Genomic DNA, 18,148 nt, shown 5'->3' on the forward strand with positions numbered 1-18,148 from the left:
CTCAAGGTCACGTACAAGGTCGAGGCGACCCGTGTCGAGCAGCGCACCGACTTCGACAAGCTGATCGTCGACGTCGAGACCAAGCAGGCGATGCGTCCCCGTGACGCCATGGCCTCCGCCGGCAAGACCCTGGTCGAGCTGTTCGGTCTCGCCCGCGAGCTGAACATCGACGCCGAGGGCATCGACATGGGCCCGTCCCCGACGGACGCCGCCCTCGCCGCCGACCTGGCGCTGCCGATCGAGGAGCTGGAGCTCACGGTCCGTTCCTACAACTGCCTCAAGCGTGAGGGCATCCACTCCGTGGGTGAGCTCGTTGCGCGCTCCGAGGCGGACCTCCTGGACATCCGCAACTTCGGTGCGAAGTCCATCGACGAGGTCAAGGCGAAGCTGGCCGGCATGGGCCTGGCGCTCAAGGACAGCCCGCCCGGATTCGACCCGACGGCTGCGGCTGACGCCTTCGGGGCCGATGACGACGCGGACGCCGGGTTCGTCGAGACCGAGCAGTACTAAGAGCTCGGGACCGACTGCCCGTTCTTGGCTGCGGGACCGTTGTGGCTGGTCGCGCAGTTCCCCGCGCCCCTTGGGGCGCGGGGTCTCCGACAGACAACCGTCTGCTCGGATACTGACTCCGGTACCTGATACGGCCGGGGCAGACACACAGGAGAAGAACCATGCCGAAGCCCACCAAGGGTGCCCGTCTGGGCGGCAGCGCCGCGCACGAGAAGCTGCTCCTCGCGAACCTCGCGAAGTCGCTCTTCGAGCACGGCCGTATCACCACCACCGAGGCGAAGGCGCGCCGTCTGCGCCCGTACGCCGAGCGTCTGGTCACCAAGGCGAAGAAGGGCGACCTTCACAACCGTCGTCAGGTGCTCCAGGTCATCACGGACAAGAGCATCGTGCACACGCTCTTCACCGAGATCGGCCCGCGGTACGAGAACCGTCCCGGTGGCTACACCCGCATCACCAAGATCGGTAACCGTCGCGGCGACAACGCGCCCATGGCTGTCATCGAGCTGGTCGAGGCGCTGACGGTTGCCCAGCAGGCGACCGGTGAGGCCGAGGCCGCGACGAAGCGTGCGGTCAAGGAGGCCGAGGAGACCAAGGTCGAGGAGACCAAGGTCGACGAGGTCGTTGAGGACGCGAAGCCGGAGGCCGAGGAGGCGTAAGCCGTCCTTTGGCTGCCGGTCCGTTGTGGCTGGTCGCGCCCGCGCGGCGGAGCCGCATATCGATGCAGTCCCGCGCCCCTGACGGGGCGCGTCAGTGGGCCCGTCCCTTCCCAGGGGCGGGCCCGCTTTTCTTGCCCTGAGAGGATTCTCCTGTGAGTGACGACGTTCAGCCCGGCCAGGTGCGTATCCGTCTCGACCTGTCCTACGACGGGACCCACTTCCACGGCTGGGCCAAGCAGGCCGGTGGGAAGCGGACCGTGCAGGGGGAGATCGAGGACGCGCTGCGGGTCGTCACGCGGTCGCAGGACACGGTCTACGAGCTGACCGTGGCCGGGCGGACGGATGCCGGGGTGCACGCGCGGGGGCAGGTGGCGCATGTCGACCTGCCGGCCGGGGTGTGGGAGGAGCAGCGGGAGAAGCTGCTGAAGCGGCTCGCGGGGCGGCTGCCGAAGGACGTGCGGGTGTGGTCGGTCGGCGAGGCGCCGGCCGGGTTCAACGCGCGGTTCGCGGCGCTGTGGCGGCGGTACGTGTACCGGGTCGGGGACCGGCCGGGAGGCGTGGACCCGCTGCTGCGCAACCACGTGCTGTGGCACGACTGGGAGCTGGACGTCGAGGTCATGGACGCCGCTGCCAAGTCGCTGGTCGGAGAGCACGACTTCGCCGCCTACGCCAAGAAGCGCGAAGGGGCGACGACGATCCGGGAGATCCTCGGCTTCGGGGTGGGCCGGCGCGGCGACGGGGTCGTCGAGATCGAGGTCAGGGCCGACGCCTTCTGCCACAACCAGGTGCGGTCGATGGTCGGCGCGCTGCTGTTCGTGGGCGACGGGCACCGGGGCGTGGAGTGGCCGCGGAAGGTGCTGGACGCGGGGGTGCGGGACAGCGCCGTGCACGTCGTACGGCCGCACGGGCTGACCCTGGAGGAGGTCGCGTACCCGGCGGCCGACCAGCTGCTGGAACGGCAGCGGCAGGCTCGCCGGGTACGGGTGCGGACGGTCTGAGGCTCAGCCGGCCAGGGCTTTCTTGACGGTCGGCTTGAGGAAGGGCGCCAGCGACTTGGCGTAGCTGCCGGTCATGTGGCTGTTGTCGAAGTAGACGATCTGGTCGGCGATCACCGTCGGGCAGACGTCGTCCGCGCAGAACGCGGGCAGTGAGTCGACGACCGTGGCCCCGTGGCGTTCGGCCACCTTCTGCTCGATGACGCGGAAGTCGGGGTACTCGACGGCCGTCTTCTCGTCGGGGCTGCAGGCCGTGACGTCGTGGATGTGGGTGGCGAGGCAGTCCGGGACGTTCCGGCCGGGCTGCGGGGTGTCGGTGATGTAGACGAGCTTGGCGCCGGAGGCCTCGAACTTCTTGAACGCCTTCTCGGCGCCGGCCTCGGTCACCTCGCGCCGGATGCGGCTGGTGACGACGATGACGTCCGGCTTGAGGTCCGCGATGCTCTTGAACGCCGATTCCCGCCAGCTGTCGCACTCGGAGTACTCGCGGTTCAGCTCGGGGTTCTTGATGGCGTAGACCTCGGGGGAGCAGCCGCCCTTCGCCATGGTCACGACCTTGGTGTGCAGGGACTGCCCGAGTTCGTTGAAGGCGTCGCCCCACTGCCAGGCGTGCGAGTCGCCGATGACGACGATCGTGCGCTTCCCGGTCTTGTCGCCGATGACGCAGTTGTCGCGCATGACGAACTTCTCGACGTCGGTGTTGTCGATGCAGCCGTAGTGGGTGGCGTCCTTGGGGGCGGTCGCCAGCGCGTTCAGCGCGGTCGCCGACAGCTCGCCCTGGGTCACGGCCTTGCGTACCGACGCCTCGCCGGCGTATCCGGTGGCGCCCCCGTTCACGGCGGCGGCCGAGGTGGCGAGGTTGAGCGGGACGAACAGGGCGCACGCCGTGGCCGCGGCGGCGCCGGCGGTGGCCGTGCCGCCGGCGAAGATGCCCTTCCAGGGGGTCGCCACCAGCTGCGGGTTGTTCCGGAACCGGGCCTCGACGACGTAGTACATGAGGACGGCCAGGATGAAGGACAGGGAGAGCACCCGGAAGCGGTCCGAGTAGGTGATGTCCCGGCCCACGACGTCGGGCCACAGGACCAGGATCGGCCAGTGCCAGAGGTACCAGCCGTAGCTCACGTTGCCGACGTAGTCGGTCACCGGGTTGTGCAGGATCCGCTCCACGCCGAGGCGGGGGTTGGCGCAGCCGCCGGCGATGATCATGCACGCGCCCAGTACGGGGCCGGCCACCGCGTAGCCCGGCAGGGGGGTCTCCTTGGTGATGAGGAGCGCGGTGCCGATGGTGGTCACCAGGCCCAGCCAGGAGATCACCGCCGCCAGCCCCTGGTTCATGCGGGAGAGCAGCGGGGCGCCGAGGGCCAGCAGGATGCCGGAGGCGAGCTCCCAGATACGGGTCTGGGTGCCGAAGTAGGCGAGGGGCTGGTTCTCGGCGGTCTGCTTGACCGACAGGTACAGCGACCCGGCGATCGCGGTCATCAGGAACAGTGCCACCAGGGCGCGGTTCCGGAAGATCTTGCGGGACAGCCAGGCCGTGACGACGAGGACGATCGGGGCGGCCACATAGAACTGCTCCTCGATGCCCAGCGACCAGAAGTGCTGGTACGGGGACTGCGTCCCGTCGTTCGCGAAGTAGTCCGTGCCGGTCTCCACGAGGCGCCAGTTCATGAAGCTGAGCGCCGCGCTGAGACCGTCCTTCATGGTCTCGCGGAACCTGAGCGGGCTGGCGTAGAGCCAGGCCACGGCCGCCGTGGTGATCACGACGACGGCCATGCCAGGGGCGAGCCGCCGCATCCGGCGCGCCCAGAACTTGCTCAGCGACACCTTGCCGGTCTTCTCGATCTCCGCGAGGAGCTGGCTGCCGATGAGGAAGCCGCTCAGCACGAAGCTGACGTCCACGCCGCCGTGGATGTCGAGCAGGCCGACGTGCATCGTGACCACCATCATGATGGCGACGGCGCGCAGGCCCTGGATGTCCGGCCGGTACTTGCGCAGGCGTTCCGTCTGCGTGGCCGGGGAGCGATGGCGGGTCAACGGTTCTCCAGTAACTGTGTCCGGTCGGACCGGCGACTTCAGTGGGCCGTCAGGCAGGCGGCAGCCGTACCGCTGACGCGCACCCCTTGGCTGGGAATGCGGATGCCGCACGACAACCGCAGCTGGGCGGGCAGCTCGTTCTCGGCGCCGACGTGGGCGTGGCAGCCCACCACGACCTCGCGGAGAAACGATTCGTTGCCGATCGAGGAGTCGTGGTCGACCACGGACTCGTGGATCCTGGTGCCCTCGGCCACGGTGACGTGCGCGCCGATGATGGAGCGGTCGACGACCACGCGCGGGCCGATGACCGCGTGCGGGCCGACCGTCGAGCCGCCCGTGACGCGGGCGCTCGGGTGCACGGTGGCCGTGGGGTGGATCAATGCCTCGGCCGGCGGTCCCACCAGCGGCGAGGTGGTCCGCCCTGTGACCAGGTCGGCCGACCCCTGGACGAAGGCCAGCGGGGTGCCGAGGTCGCGCCAGTAGTCGTCCGTGGTGTGGCCGAAGACCCGCCCGCCGCCCGCGACGAGCCGGGGGAAGGTCTCCTGCTCGACGCTGACCTCCCGGTCGCCGGGGATGGCGTCCAGGACGGACCGGCGGAAGACGTAGCAGCCGGCGTTGATCTGGTCGGTGACGCACTCCTCCTGGGTCTTCGGCTTCTCCAGGAAGGACAGCACCCGGCCGGACCGGTCGGTGGGCACCAGGCCGAAGGCCCGGGGGTCGGCGACGCGGGTGAGGTGCAGCGTCACGTCGGCCGCGTTGGCCTCGTGGTACGCCAGGACGCCGCGCAGGTCCACGCCGGAGAGGATGTCGCCGTTGAGGACGAGCACCGGGGCGTCGGCCGGGACGCGCAGCAGCCGTCCGGCGTTGCGGATCGCCCCGCCCGTGCCGAGCGGGACCTCCTCGACGGCGTAGGAGATGTCCAGGTCCCGGGAGAAGCCCCGGAACTCCTCCTCGAAGAGGCCGGCGAGGTAGGACGTGGCGAACACCAGGTGCTCGACACCGGCGTCCATCAGCTTGGCCACCTGGTGGCGGATGAAGGAGGAGCCCGCGACGCCGAGCAGCGGCTTCGGGGTGTGGTTGGTCAGTGGGCGCAGGCGGGTTCCCTTGCCGCCCACCAGAATGATGGCTTCCTGCATGAGTGCCTCGCTGGTCAGCTGGTGGTGGTTCCGGGGCCTGCGTAGTCCGAGGTGAAGCAGGTCTTGATCGCCTTCTCGGACTGGGGGCGGCCGGCGAAGTCGAGCCGGGAGGCGACCTTGTCGTCGGGCTTGGTGTCGGGGTCGTCGTCGAAGTAGATCGACCACCAGTAGACGCCGCTCATCTTCCGTTCCTGGACGACCTTGCAGACGGCGGTGTACCAGTTGGCCTGCACCTTCGGGTTGACCGCCCGCTTGGTGTAGAAGTCGCCCGGGGCGTGGTAGGCGCCGTTCATGGCGCCGATGCCGGCCTCGGCGACGGTGATCTTGGGGAGGGGGCCGGTGGCCTTCCTGTCCAGCCACTTGTTCCAGCCGTCGACCAGGGTCTGCACCGAGGCGTCGTCGTCGACCTTGACCGGGAAGTAGGCGTCGATGCCGAGGTGGGTCACCGGCATGGTGATCGGGCCCTCGACGTAGTTGTCCCAGTTCGCGTCGTAGGCGACCTCGCCGCTGAACAGCTTCTCGGCGTCGTCCACGACGGTCTCCCAGTGCGCGTCGCCCTCCAGGGAGTTCAGCTCGGTGCCGATGACGAACGTGGCCGCCTTCTCGCTCTCCGCCGCCTTCAGGTACGGGGTGACGAACTTCTCGTACGAGGCGAACCAGGCGCTGCGGTCGGCGGGCTTGATGGAGCCGCGCCAGCCCTTCTCGGACTTCAGGGAGTGCTCGTCCATCAGCGGCCGGATCGTGGTGCGCAGCCCGGCCTCGTGGAAGATCTCCAGGACGCGCGCGAGCCGGTCGGGGGTCGGGGTCTTGTCACCCCGGCTGACCGCCGTCGAGGCGAGCTTCCCGGTGAAGAACGGGAAGGAGACGCTGACCGAGTTGGCGTGCAGTCCGACCAGGTAGTTCGCGTGCAGGCGGGCCTGCTTCTCGATGTAGGCGAGGGAGTGCTTGGGGTTGTCCTCCCAGTAGAGCTGGGCGCCCCACTGCGGCATCCCCTCCTTCCACTCCTTGTCCACCGTGGCGACCTCGGTGGTCGGCGAGGTGGCCGCGGAGGTCTTGCCGTCGCCGCTCGTGGAGCCGGCCGGCCCGCTGGGCTCCTTGCCGTCGAGCACCAGGTGGGGCATGAACGAGCCGGACGACCACTGCAGCGGGTGGTCGCCGACCACGAAGGGGGTCGCCACCACGAGGGCGATGACGGTGACGGGGAGCACGGCGAGCAAGGGCAGGCGTGCGCGCTTCATGAGTGTGGGGTCTCTTCCGGGTCAGGCGGGCTTGGCGATGACGACGAACTTGTTCTCCTCGCGGCGGATGAACTTCCACAGGCCCTTGATGCCGCCGATGCCCTCGATGAGGGAGAAGAAGGGGAGCATGACCAGGACGGCCATGGGCTCCCACCACCTGCGCTTGCCGTTGACGGAGGCGATCGCGTTGAGCCGGAGACCTTCCCAGTACGCCCAGATCACGTAGGCGAAGCTGACCGACCAGAGGATGACCACGGACTGGGTCACGGGTGAGGTGTTCATGTCGCCGATGAACCAGGCCACGAACAGGATCGTGCCGACGTGCTGCAGCGGACCGAGGATCCAGCTCGTCACGCAGATGGTCAGGAACCAGCGGTAGCGCAGCGGCACCTTGCGGTTGAAGCAGAGGGCGACCAGGCCCCAGGCCCAGCGCTCGCGCTGCTTGATGAAGTCCTGGGTGTTGGCGGGCGAGGCGCCGTAGCAGCGGCCGTTGAACCAGTCGCTGCGGCCCGGGTAGAGGCGGCAGAAGGTCAGGGCCAGCCGGGCGTCCTCGACGATCTCCTTGGGGCCGAAGTCCCAGCCGATCTCCGCCTCGATGGAGGCGCGGATGACGAGCAGCTCGCCGTGCACACCGGCGGCCGGGGTGCCGAGGCCGGTGAAGGCGCGGAACCGGGCGATGTCGTCGGCGGGGCGGATCGCGTCGGCGAACCAGGTGAGCAGGGACACCGCGTTCTCGCGCGGGTACGTCAGGATGCCCTGCGCCATGTGCTTGACCTCTTCGGGGGCCGCACGGCGCTGCCGGTTGATGAACTGGGCGAGGGACGCGGAGGTGTCGGGACCCACCCCGGTGTCGTCGTCCATGTGCAGCACCCACACGTGCTCGAGGGCCTCGCCCTCCTCGATGCGCAGCTCGTGGGCGTAGTTGTTGGCGCGGGCCTTGAAGCGGGTGCCGTTCTTGGTCTGGTAGGCCTTCGGGACCGTGACCACGCGGATCAGGTGGCTGGTCGCGGCCAGCGCGTCGATGCGCTCGGCGGCCTCGCAGCCCTCCTCGGTGAGCACGTCCACGCGCATGTACGGGAACCACTCCGGCAGGTGCTCCACGTAGGAGAGGACCGAGCGTTCCAGGGCCGGGTAGGTGTCGTGGCGCCCGATGGTCGGCACCAGCACGGTCAGGAAGTCCTGCTCGACCAGGGCCGGCGGGGTCATCAGATGGGCCTTGCGGATCCGGCGGCGGATCAGCAGGAAGCCCTGGATCGACACGAGTACCCCGGGCACCGGCAGTGCCCAGCAGATGGTGATCAGCCAGGCCAGCGGCGAGTCGCTGGGCGTGTAGGACCACAGGCTGAAGAGAGTCAGGAACACGAGCGGGATCAGGAACGGCAGGATGCCCGGTTTCCACTCGGCAGTGCGTTTGGCCAGCTTCGCGTTGTGTCGCGAATGCGGGGCTCCCCCGTCGACCACTGTCGATGCCATACGGCTACATGCTCTTCCGTGAGTTCGGCGGCGGCCGAGCGGGCATGGCTCGGTGACGGGTGTCGGTGACACGAGAAACCTCGTCTCATCCGTCCCGCTCCGGGCCGTTTGTGTTGCCCCCCGGCGCCTTCTTCGGCGTTCTGCGGCCGGCTCAGATGCCCCCCCGGGCTTCCTGCGCCCCGGCCGTACAAGAAATCAAATCCTGCCACGTAAGAATCAGCCAAGAAGCACTGGTGAGCAAGATGTAGTGGGAAAGTAATAAACCTATGTCTTGTGCAACCAAGTCCAGTCGAAACTCGTCCGGCCGCCCCCGGCGCCGGTGATGACCTGCGAAGACGCATAAGTCGCTTTTACGTCTTCCAGAGTGTTCTTTCCGCTTGTGCCGGAGACATTGGCGTATGTCAGAGCCTGTCCCCATACCGTCCAGAGCACCCAGGGCGTGTCCGAAAGTGTGCTGCGCTGAGCGGAGCCGAGCGGGACGTGGAAGGACTCGGCCATGACGCGGGGCCGGTCGTAGCGCTCCAGGCCCCGGTACCAGACCTCGGTCCAGCGCTTGCCCCCGAACGGCCGCTGCGGGGTGTCGCTGTAGTCGTCCACGCCCACGACGTCGACGTACCGCCCGCCCGGGTAGTAGTCGCCGGGCTCGCGTGCGAAGGTGCCCTCCCAGGCGCTGGGGGACCAGACGAAGAGGAGGTTGTGCAGACCGCGGCCGCCCACGAGGTGGTCGTATGTGACATGCCACAGCTTCCGGTAGGCGGCCGGATCCTGCCCCGCCCACCAGAATCCGTGCCCCGGCCTGGCGTTCATCTCGTGGTACGGCCGCAGCAGGACCGGCACCCCGTGCTCCGCGAGGTACCCCAGGTGGTCGGCCAGATAGTCCAGGTTCAGCAGCAGGGCCTGGTGCTCGGCGGTGCCCGGGGTGACCACCCGGCCGAACCAGCCGCTGTCCCGGGCCGCCGGGGAGTTCTGGTACCGGGTCTGCTCGAAGCCCTTGACGGTGCTGCCCGGGTAGGGCTGGTGGAAGGAGAAGCCGACGATGCCCGCCGGGCCGCCCCCGTTCTGTGGCAGGCTCACCCGGGTCCCGGAGGCGCAGTCGACGTGCGTGCCCGAGGGGTGGTACGACCCGTCCGCCGGCCGCGGCAGCCCGGCCCACACCCCGAGCGCCAGGTCCACCGCGTCGTCGACGTACCCCCAGTACCTGCGGCAGCTCGGCCACGACGAGCGGGAGTAGGAGCGCGGCTCGCCCACCGCCCAGCCCGGCTGCCCGTACCCGGGCCCCAGGTCCATCTCCACGAACCCCGGGAGCCTGCCGGTGATGTCGCGGGCCTTCTTGTAGTAGTAGCCGGGCTGCTTGGTGCCCCGGTAGTCGCCGTACGACGCGTTGTAGCGCTCGTTCTGCAGCTCGACGTGCTGGCCGATGACCGTCCGGGACGGCTCGCCGCGCCGCGCCCGGTTCTCCAGTCCGGCGAGCAGGGCGTAGACCCGGCGGGCGGCGGGGGTCGCGTGCGGGTCCCGTGCGCGCAGGTCCGCGGGGACCGGACGCGGGCCGCCGTCGTCACCGGTGGCCTCGGGCCGGGTGGCCCACCATGTCAGGGGCGCGAGCAGCCCCGCCGCCACCCCGGCCCCCACGAGCCGAACCCGGCCGCGCATGTCCATCTCCCCGACCCCTCCCCGGTGCACCCCGAGGAGATTCTGCCTCGAAGGGGACGGGGTCCGGCGATTCGCCCCCGGGCGGAGGGGCGCGGTGACCCGCTAGTTCTGGGCCGCCGCCGACGCCTGGGCCTCGCCGCGGCGGTGGATCTGGCGGAAGGTGAACTCGGCCAGGTCGTCGCCGGCCTGGAAGACCTTGGTGTCCTTGGTGGTGACGTCCTTGCCGTTGAGGAAACCGGCGGTGGTGAAGTAGGCGTAGCGGCCGTACGAATTGGTCGTCGTGCGGCAGACGCCGGAGTCGCAGAAGGCCTTCACGCCGGAGCCGGCCAGGGCGGTGACGAAGCCCTTCTTGTCGGCCTCGGTCTTGGCCTTGCTCGCCTGTGCCTCGGTGTCGAAGACGGCCACGCCGACCGTGACCGCGACGCCGTCCTTGTAGTAGGTGACACGCAGCAGGCGGGTGCAGTCGTTCTTGGTGAAGACGCTCGGGAGGGTGCCCTTGGCGGCCGTCGCGCACTTCTTGGTGTCGGCCGTGGGGCCCTTCTTGTACACCGTCTCGCCCATGGTCAGCTGGGTGCCCGGGAAGAGGGTCTCGGCGCTGAGCGGCGCCGTGTCCTTCTTCACGTTGCCTATGAACTCCTCCGGGTCCAGCGGCGGCGGCGCGCTGGTCGGCGCGAAGGACGGCGTCGAGTCGGCCGAGTCGCTGGGCAGCGAGGCGCTCGCGGGCAGGTTGGTGGGCGTGCCGGAGGCGTTGTCGTCGCCGTTCGCGGACACCACGGCCATGGCGACGGCGGTGCCGATCGCCAGCGTGGCGACCACGCCGCCGCCGATGAAGAACACCCTGCGCCGCTTGTTCCGGGTTTCCGAGGCCTCGGCGAGCGATGCCCAGTCCGGAGTCTGGCCGGTCCCGCTGCTCCAGGGCTGCTGAGACTGCGGTTTCCACGGATCCCACTGGGACTGAGGTCCCCCCTGCCCATAACTCATGGGGCGCATCTTAGACGGGGGGAGGGGGGTGCCGGTGCGACTGTACGAACGGTGATAGGGGACCTTTGGGGGCAGGACGGCGCATCCCGGTGCGGCCGCGCGCCACAGGTTTCCGCCAATGTCGACGATCGCTCGTCCCGCAGGGTCGCGCGAGCTCGTTTTGACCCTTCCGGGGGCACCCCGGTACGCTAGCTCTTCGTTGTGTATTGGCTCGCTCATTCTCACGGGAGTGGCCTCTACCTAGGTTCCCTGGAGCAGTTACCAGTGGGCGGCATACGGGCAGCGTCCCGGCATTGTCGTCCCCAGCTGCACGATCGCTTCAGTGATGCCATGTGTCAGCACCCATCCACTGAAGAAGAAGGCTGCGAAGTGCGTACGTACAGCCCCAAGCCCGGCGATGTGACTCGCCAGTGGCACGTCATTGACGCCCAGGACGTCGTCCTGGGCCGTCTCGCCACCACCGCCGCGTCCCTTCTCCGCGGCAAGCACAAGCCGATCTACGCCCCCCACGTCGACACCGGTGACTTCGTCATCATCATCAACGCCGACAAGGTGCACCTGTCCGGCAACAAGCGGACCCAGAAGATGGCGTACCGCCACTCCGGCTACCCGGGTGGTCTGCGCTCCGTCCGTTACGACGAGCTGCTGGACAAGAACCCCGAGAAGGCCATCGAGAAGGCCGTCAAGGGCATGCTCCCCAAGAACACGCTGGGCCGTCAGATGCTCTCGAAGCTGAAGGTCTACAAGGGTGACGTGCACCCCCACGCTGCGCAGCAGCCGGTGCCGTTCGAGATCACCCAGGTCGCGCAGTAGTTCCGGCCACCCCCTAAGACTGAAGAGAATCTGAGGAGCATCGTGGCCGAGACCACTGCCGAGCAGCCGCTCGAAGAGCTTGACATCGACAGCTACACCACGGAGTCGGACGTCCCCGTCGAGGGCGAGTACACCTCCGAGTCCCTCGCGTCCCGCTTCGGCGACCCGCAGCCGGCCGCCGGCCTGGGCCGTCGCAAGAACGCCATCGCCCGCGTCCGGATCGTCCCGGGCACCGGCAAGTGGAAGATCAACGGTCGCACCCTTGAGGACTACTTCCCCAACAAGGTGCACCAGCAGGAAGTCAACGAGCCCTTCAAGGTGCTGGAGCTCGAGGGCCGTTACGACGTCGTCGCCCGCATCGCCGGTGGCGGTGTCTCCGGTCAGGCCGGTGCGCTCCGTCTCGGTGTCGCCCGCGCGCTGAACGAGGCCGACGTCGACAACAACCGCGGCCCGCTCAAGAAGGCCGGCTTCCTCAAGCGCGACGACCGTGCGGTCGAGCGCAAGAAGGCCGGTCTCAAGAAGGCCCGCAAGGCCCCGCAGTACAGCAAGCGCTAATCACCAGCTGCCTGCACGTACTCCGAACGCCCCGGCGGCACGCCACATGTGCCGTCGGGGCGTTCGTTTATCCCAGCCAAGGGCGTATAACGACACAAGACGCTCAAAGGCTGGTGTGATCGAGTGACCAAGCGCCTGCCATCATTCCCTGGCAGCAAGGACGCTTCTTCAGGAGGACAAGTGGGACGACTCTTCGGCACGGACGGCGTGCGCGGTGTCGCCAACGCGGACCTGACCGCCGAAATGGCGCTCGGCCTGTCCGTCGCGGCGGCGCACGTGCTGGCCGAGTCGGGCACGTTCGAGGGCCACCGGCCGACGGCGGTCGTCGGACGGGATCCGCGGGCGTCCGGGGAGTTCCTGGAGGCGGCCGTGGTCGCCGGCCTGGCCAGCGCCGGCGTCGACGTCCTGACCGTGGGGGTCCTCCCGACGCCGGCCGTCGCGTTCCTGACCGGCGCGCTCGGCGCCGACCTCGGCGTCATGCTCTCCGCCAGCCACAACGCCATGCCCGACAACGGGATCAAGTTCTTCGCCCGCGGCGGCCACAAGCTCGCCGACGAGCTGGAGGACAAGATCGAGGCGGTGTACGAGTCCCACCGGCACGGCGAGCCCTGGGAGCGGCCCACCGGATCGGGCGTCGGCCGGATCCGGCCGTACGACGAGGGCTTCGAGCAGTACGTCGGCCATCTCCTCGGCGCGCTCCCGAACCGGCTCGACGGACTGAAGATCGTCCTGGACGAGGCGCACGGCGCGGCCGCGGGGGTCTCGCCGGAGGCGTTCCGCCGGGCCGGTGCCGAGCTCGTCACCATCGGCGCGGAGCCGGACGGGCTCAACATCAACGACGGCTGCGGGTCCACCCACCTCGGCAAGCTCAAGGCCGCGGTCGTCGAGCACGGCGCCGCCTTCGGCATCGCGCACGACGGGGACGCGGACCGGTGCCTGGCCGTCGACCACACCGGCGAGGAGGTCGACGGCGACCAGATCCTCGCGGTGCTCGCGCTCGCCATGCGGGAGCGGGGCGAGCTGCGCTCCGACACCGTCGTCGCCACCGTCATGTCCAACCTCGGCTTCAAGCTGGCGCTGGAGCGGGCGGGGCTGCACCTCGTGCAGACCGCGGTCGGCGACCGGTACGTGCTGGAGGAGATGAAGGAGCACGGCTACGCCCTCGGCGGCGAGCAGTCCGGCCACGTCATCATCCTCGACCACGCGACGACCGGCGACGGCACGCTGACCGGGCTGCTGCTGGCGGCGCGGGTCGCCGAGACCGGGCGGTCGCTGCGGGAGCTGGCCGGCGTGATGGAGCGGCTGCCGCAGGTGCTGATCAATGTGCCCGACGTGGACAGGTCGCGGGTGCGGACCTCGGCCGACCTTGCTGCCGCCGTCGCCGAGGCGGAGCGGGAGCTGGGGGAGACGGGCCGGGTCCTGCTTCGTCCCTCGGGGACCGAGCCGCTGGTGCGGGTGATGGTCGAGGCTGCTGATATCGAGCAGGCGCGGTCGGTGGCGGGGCGGCTGGCTGACGCCGTCAAGTCTGCGCTGGGGTAGTTCGGGGTTCGAGGTTCCGGGTTCCGGGGTCGGGGTGCCGGGGAGTGTGCGTTGCGGGCCGCGGGTTCGCGGTGGCTGGTCGCGCAGTTCCCCGCGCCCCTAAAGGGGCGCTGACCCTCGGGCCGGCTTCTTCCAGAGCCATTTCTGGGTCACCAGTGTCGCCGTGCCTGCCAGGATGATGCCCAGCAGGTTCAGCAGCAGTTGTTCCGCCGAACCCCACGCCTGCCGGTACTCCGTGAAGGCGAAGGCCACTGCCGCGTTCGCGGCTGCCGGGACCGTGGTCACCGAGATGGCCACGCCCACCAGGGCGCCGGACTTCGCCGAGGTCAGGGAGAGTATGCCGGCGATGCCGGCCAGCACCGCGACCACGAACGAGAAGGCGTCGGGGCGGTAGATGAAGTTGGTGTTCGGGCGTTCCGCCGCCAACTGCACCTTGGTGAACAGGCCGAGGCCGTCCATGAGGTAGGTGAACCCGACCGTCACGAGCATGGCCGCCGCGAAGCCGACCAGGAGCGCGGTCAGGGAGCGCAGCGCCAGGCGGGGGTGGCGTTGCACGAGTGCCGTGCAGATGCCCGCCAGCGGGCCGAACTCCGGGCCCACCGCCATCGCCCCCACGATCAGGATCGCGTTGTCCAGGACGACACCGCAGGCCGCGATCATCGTGGCCAGCGTGATGAAGGCGAGGTAGGTGGCCGACAGCGTCGACTCCTCGTGGGTCGCCTCGGTCAGCCCCTCCCACAGCACCGCGTCCGCGCCCTCGCCGGGGGCCTCCGCCTCGGCCTTGTCGGCGCGGTGGGAGAGGCTCAGGTCGATGTCCTCGACGGCGATCGAGCCGGTGCGGTCGAGGTCCAACGCCCGCAGCCCGCTGATGAGTTCGTCACCGGCCTCGCGGGCCACGTCGCACATCACCACGTCCCCGGCCGGATTGCGGGCGGCGCCCGGCAGTACGACCAGGTGCGTGGTGCCCACGGTCGTCTCGATCAGCCGGACCACCTCGTCCGTCAGTCCGGCCGGGGTGATCAGGCGCAGATGCAGCATGACGCCTTTTTAACAGGCGGCTTTTGACGGGCTGCCTTCAACGGGCGCTCTAGAGCTTGCGGAGCCGCAGCCGCTGCACCTTGTGGTCCGGGCCCTTGCGGACGACGAGGGTGGCGCGGCCGCGGGTCGGGGCGATGTTCTCCACCAGGTTGGGCTTGTTGATGGTGCGCCAGAGGCCGCGGGCGTAGTCGACGGCCTCGTCCTCGGAGACCTGGGTGTACTTCCTGAAGTACGAGTCCGGGTTCTGGAAGGCGGTCGCGCGCAGCTTGCGGAACCGGTTGAGGTACCAGCGTTCGATGTCCTCGGTGCTCGCGTCGACGTACACGCTGAAGTCGAAGTAGTCGGCGAGACCGACCCGGGTGCGGCCGTCCTGGCCGGGCAGGGCGGGCTGGAGGACGTTGAGGCCCTCGACGATCAGGATGTCCGGGCGGCGGACGGTGAGCTTCCGGTCCGGGACGATGTCGTAGATGAGGTGGGAGTAGACGGGGGCGGTGACCTCGTCCTTGCCGGCCTTGATGTCGGCGACGAAGCGGGTCAGGGCCCGGCGGTCGTACGACTCGGGGAAGCCCTTGCGGGACATCAGGCCGCGGGTTTCGAGCTCCTTGGTCGGCAGCAGGAAGCCGTCCGTGGTGACCAGCTCGACGCGGGGGTGCTCGGGCCAGCGGGAGAGCAGGGCCTGCAGCAGCCGGGCGACGGTGGACTTCCCGACGGCCACCGAGCCGGCGACGCCTATGACGAACGGGGTGCCGGCCTGGGAGCCCTGCTCGCCCAGGAAGGTGTTCAGGGCGCTTCTCAGGCCGTCCGTGGCACCGACGTACAGGTTGAGCAGGCGTGACAGCGGGAGATAGATGTCCCGCACCTCGTCGAGGTCGATGACGTCGCCGAGACCGCGCAGCTTCTCGACCTCCTCGGCGGTGAGCGGCAACGGCGTCTTGTCGCGCAGCGCGCTCCACTCGGAGCGGGTGAGGTCGACGTAGGGAGTCGCCTCCGGCCTGTGCCGGTGGGCGCTCCGGGGCATCGGGGAGACCGGAGAGATCACATTCCATTGTTAACGGAGTTTGAACGGGGTGGGAGGTGGGGTCGGTCACGTGGACGCCGTGGGCCCTCGGCCCGCGCTGTCCGGCACGGCTCCGGAGGCGCCGCGCAGGGCGAGACTCCGGCCCGCCATCCGCGCGAGCGCCTTCGCGCGCGCGACGAAGATCTCCGGGTCGGCCATCCCGGCGGTCACCTGCGGCGGATAGATCTCGGAATCGACGTGACCGGGAAACACGTCGCGCAGTGCGGTCAGGACATTCGTCTGATCCGGCTCCGGGAGGTCACCGACGAACACATGGCCCGATGCGGCACCCGCGGCGATGTCGCGCCTGGCCCGGTCGTCCGTCACATACCGGAGGACAAAGGCGGCCACGTCGTCGAAGAGGGCGGAAGTGGCGAACCAGTCGAGGTCCTCTCCCGGACCGTTCGACGGGAAGGACACGAGCTTTGTCATTGCTCCCCATTCCTTCTGTCGCGGGCAGTGCGCCCGGTGGACGCGGTACCGGACCTGTCACAGCCGGGCCCCGCGGTGGTGCGACGCCGGCCGGTCTCGAATGCCGGTTTAATTTCCGATTTCGGGCACGCTGCGCCGTGTTCGGGCGAGGGTCGGCACCTAGGCTGCCGCTCATGTGTGGAATCGTGGGATACGTGGGGGCGCAGTCTGCGCTCGATGTGGTGGTCGCCGGGCTCAAGCGGCTGGAGTACCGGGGGTACGACTCGGCGGGCGTCGCGGTGCTCGCGGACGGCGGGCTGGCCTCGGCGAAGAAGGCCGGGAAGCTCGTGAACCTGGAGAAGGAACTGACGGAGCGGCCGCTGCCGACGGGTGCCACCGGCATCGGGCACACCCGCTGGGCCACCCACGGCGGGCCGACGGACGCCAACGCGCATCCGCACCTCGACAACGCCGGCCGGGTCGCCGTCGTCCACAACGGGATCATCGAGAACTTCGCCGCGCTGCGGGGCGAACTGGCCGAGCGCGGCCACGACCTGGGCTCCGAGACGGACACCGAGGTGGTCGCGCACCTGCTCGCGGAGGAGTTCTCCGGCACCGCCGACCTCGCCGAGGCGATGCGGCTGGTGTGCCGGCGCCTGGAGGGCGCGTTCACGCTGGTCGCCGTGCACGCCGACGAGCCGGACGTGGTCGTCGGCGCGCGCCGGAACTCCCCGCTGGTGGTGGGCGTCGGAGAGGGCGAGGCCTTCCTCGCCTCGGACGTCGCCGCGTTCATCGCGCACACGCGGTCGGCGGTCGAGCTGGGCCAGGACCAGGTGGTGGAGCTGCGCCGGGACGGCGTGAGGGTGACGGGCTTCGACGGCGCCCCGGCGGACGTCCGCTCGTACCACGTCGACTGGGACGCGTCGGCGGCGGAAAAGGGCGGCTATGACTACTTCATGCTCAAGGAGATCGCCGAGCAGCCCAAGGCGGTCGCCGACACCCTCCTGGGCCGCATCGACGCGAACGGCTCGCTGACGCTCGACGAGGTCCGGATCAGCGCCGCCGAACTGCGCGAGGTCGACAAGGTCGTCATCGTCGCCTGCGGTACGGCCTTCCACGCCGGCCTGATCGCCAAGTACGCCATCGAGCACTGGACGCGCATCCCGTGCGAGGTGGAGCTGGCCAGCGAGTTCCGGTACCGGGACCCGATCCTGGACTCGCGTTCGCTGGTCATCGCCATCTCCCAGTCCGGCGAGACCATGGACACCCTGATGGCCCTCCGGCACGCCCGCGAGCAGGGCTCGAAGGTCCTCGCCATCTGCAACACCAACGGCTCCACGATCCCGCGCGAGTCGGACGCCGTGCTGTACACGCACGCCGGGCCGGAGGTCGCGGTCGCCTCCACGAAGGCGTTCCTGACCCAGCTGGTGGCCTGCTACCTGGTGGCGCTGTACCTCGGCCAGGTGCGGGGCACCAAGTGGGGCGACGAGATCAGCGCGGTGATCCGGGACCTCTCGCACATCTCCGGCGAGGTCGAGCGGGTCCTGGAGACCATGGAGCCGGTACGGGCGCTGGCCCGGTCGCTGGCGGACAAGAAGACCGTGCTGTTCCTCGGCAGGCACGTCGGCTACCCGGTCGCCCTCGAAGGCGCCCTGAAGCTCAAGGAGTTGGCGTACATGCACGCCGAGGGCTTCGCGGCGGGCGAGCTGAAGCACGGGCCGATCGCACTGATCGAGGCGGACCTGCCGGTGGTGGTCGTGGTCCCGTCGCCGCGCGGCCGCTCGGTGCTGCACGACAAGATCGTGTCCAACATCCAGGAGATCCGGGCCCGGGGCGCCCGCACCATCGTCATCGCGGAGGAGGGTGACGAGGCGGTCGTACCGTACGCCGACCACCTGATCCGGATCCCCGCCACCCCGACCCTGCTCCAGCCGCTGGTCGCGACGGTCCCGCTGCAGGTCTTCGCCTGCGAACTGGCCACCGCCCGGGGCAACGAGGTGGACCAGCCGAGGAACCTCGCCAAGTCGGTGACGGTGGAGTAGAGGAGAGGAGAGCGGGCCCG

The 18,148-nt window shown here is 69.6% G+C and carries 16 protein-coding genes; 7 read left to right on the top strand and 9 right to left on the bottom strand.

Features of this window, described 5'->3' with window-relative positions; genetic code table 11:
- The 3 genes from ACFWPQ_RS02975 to truA all read left to right on the top strand — a co-directional run.
- Nucleotides 1–510 (top strand): DNA-directed RNA polymerase subunit alpha C-terminal domain-containing protein (locus tag ACFWPQ_RS02975; RefSeq protein ID WP_358241866.1); only part of this gene is annotated, 510 nt, incomplete at its 5' end.
- Nucleotides 511–671: 161 nt separating this feature from the next.
- On the top strand, nucleotides 672–1,166 hold the full coding sequence (rplQ, locus tag ACFWPQ_RS02980) for a 50S ribosomal protein L17 (RefSeq protein WP_089099421.1): 495 nt from the start codon (nucleotides 672–674) through the stop codon (nucleotides 1,164–1,166).
- Between the two features lie 152 nt (nucleotides 1,167–1,318).
- A complete protein-coding gene (truA, locus tag ACFWPQ_RS02985) occupies nucleotides 1,319–2,164 on the top strand; it encodes a tRNA pseudouridine(38-40) synthase TruA (protein ID WP_384029333.1) in 846 nt (281 codons plus the stop codon).
- Between the two features lie 3 nt (nucleotides 2,165–2,167).
- Here the strand turns inward: truA and ACFWPQ_RS02990 are convergent, their stop codons facing one another.
- The 6 genes from ACFWPQ_RS02990 to ACFWPQ_RS03015 all read right to left on the bottom strand — a co-directional run bounded on the left by ACFWPQ_RS02990 (nucleotide 2,168) and on the right by ACFWPQ_RS03015 (nucleotide 10,673).
- Nucleotides 2,168–4,195, bottom strand: coding sequence for an acyltransferase family protein (locus tag ACFWPQ_RS02990; RefSeq protein ID WP_384029335.1), 2,028 nt, complete (start codon nucleotides 4,193–4,195; stop codon nucleotides 2,168–2,170).
- A 38-nt stretch (nucleotides 4,196–4,233) separates the two neighbouring features.
- Complete coding sequence (locus tag ACFWPQ_RS02995) at nucleotides 4,234–5,331, bottom strand: sugar phosphate nucleotidyltransferase (RefSeq protein WP_384029337.1); 1,098 nt, start codon at nucleotides 5,329–5,331, stop codon at nucleotides 4,234–4,236.
- Nucleotides 5,332–5,345: 14 nt separating this feature from the next.
- Nucleotides 5,346–6,569, bottom strand: coding sequence for a glycoside hydrolase family 113 (locus ACFWPQ_RS03000; protein ID WP_384029339.1), 1,224 nt, complete (start codon nucleotides 6,567–6,569; stop codon nucleotides 5,346–5,348).
- Between the two features lie 21 nt (nucleotides 6,570–6,590).
- Complete coding sequence (locus tag ACFWPQ_RS03005) at nucleotides 6,591–8,042, bottom strand: glycosyltransferase family 2 protein (protein WP_384029341.1); 1,452 nt, start codon at nucleotides 8,040–8,042, stop codon at nucleotides 6,591–6,593.
- 264 nt (nucleotides 8,043–8,306) lie between these two features.
- Nucleotides 8,307–9,692: a glycoside hydrolase family 26 protein gene (locus ACFWPQ_RS03010; protein WP_384029343.1), complete on the bottom strand. Its 1,386-nt coding sequence runs from the start codon at nucleotides 9,690–9,692 to the stop codon at nucleotides 8,307–8,309.
- 102 nt (nucleotides 9,693–9,794) lie between these two features.
- Nucleotides 9,795–10,673 (bottom strand): hypothetical protein, encoded by an 879-nt coding sequence (locus ACFWPQ_RS03015; RefSeq protein WP_384029345.1) that lies wholly within the window; start codon nucleotides 10,671–10,673, stop codon nucleotides 9,795–9,797.
- A 369-nt stretch (nucleotides 10,674–11,042) separates the two neighbouring features.
- Between ACFWPQ_RS03015 and rplM the strand changes: the two genes are divergently transcribed.
- From rplM to glmM, 3 genes are all read left to right on the top strand, one after another.
- Complete coding sequence (gene rplM, locus ACFWPQ_RS03020; RefSeq protein WP_020941688.1) at nucleotides 11,043–11,486, top strand: 50S ribosomal protein L13; 444 nt, start codon at nucleotides 11,043–11,045, stop codon at nucleotides 11,484–11,486.
- A gap of 42 nt (nucleotides 11,487–11,528) precedes the next feature.
- Nucleotides 11,529–12,041, top strand: a complete 513-nt coding sequence (rpsI, locus tag ACFWPQ_RS03025) for a 30S ribosomal protein S9 (protein ID WP_093499626.1) — start codon at nucleotides 11,529–11,531, stop codon at nucleotides 12,039–12,041.
- A gap of 180 nt (nucleotides 12,042–12,221) precedes the next feature.
- Nucleotides 12,222–13,580 carry a phosphoglucosamine mutase gene (glmM, locus tag ACFWPQ_RS03030; RefSeq protein WP_384029347.1) on the top strand — a complete coding sequence of 453 codons (1,359 nt, stop codon included), beginning with the start codon at nucleotides 12,222–12,224 and terminating at the stop codon, nucleotides 13,578–13,580.
- Between the two features lie 99 nt (nucleotides 13,581–13,679).
- Here the strand turns inward: glmM and ACFWPQ_RS03035 are convergent, their stop codons facing one another.
- The 3 genes from ACFWPQ_RS03035 to ACFWPQ_RS03045 form a co-directional block, all read right to left on the bottom strand.
- Nucleotides 13,680–14,618, bottom strand: coding sequence for a DUF389 domain-containing protein (locus tag ACFWPQ_RS03035; protein WP_384029349.1), 939 nt, complete (start codon nucleotides 14,616–14,618; stop codon nucleotides 13,680–13,682).
- A 49-nt stretch (nucleotides 14,619–14,667) separates the two neighbouring features.
- Complete coding sequence (gene coaA / locus ACFWPQ_RS03040) at nucleotides 14,668–15,636, bottom strand: type I pantothenate kinase (protein ID WP_384029351.1); 969 nt, start codon at nucleotides 15,634–15,636, stop codon at nucleotides 14,668–14,670.
- A gap of 66 nt (nucleotides 15,637–15,702) precedes the next feature.
- Nucleotides 15,703–16,107 carry a hypothetical protein gene (locus ACFWPQ_RS03045; RefSeq protein ID WP_384029353.1) on the bottom strand — a complete coding sequence of 135 codons (405 nt, stop codon included), beginning with the start codon at nucleotides 16,105–16,107 and terminating at the stop codon, nucleotides 15,703–15,705.
- Nucleotides 16,108–16,280: 173 nt separating this feature from the next.
- Here ACFWPQ_RS03045 and glmS point away from each other — a divergent pair, with 173 nt between their 5' ends.
- Nucleotides 16,281–18,128 (top strand): glutamine--fructose-6-phosphate transaminase (isomerizing), encoded by a 1,848-nt coding sequence (gene glmS, locus ACFWPQ_RS03050; RefSeq protein WP_384029355.1) that lies wholly within the window; start codon nucleotides 16,281–16,283, stop codon nucleotides 18,126–18,128.
- Nucleotides 18,129–18,148 lie beyond the last annotated feature (20 nt).

Source organism: Streptomyces sp. NPDC058464, from assembly GCF_042721035.1.
GTDB lineage: Bacteria > Actinomycetota > Actinomycetes > Streptomycetales > Streptomycetaceae > Streptomyces.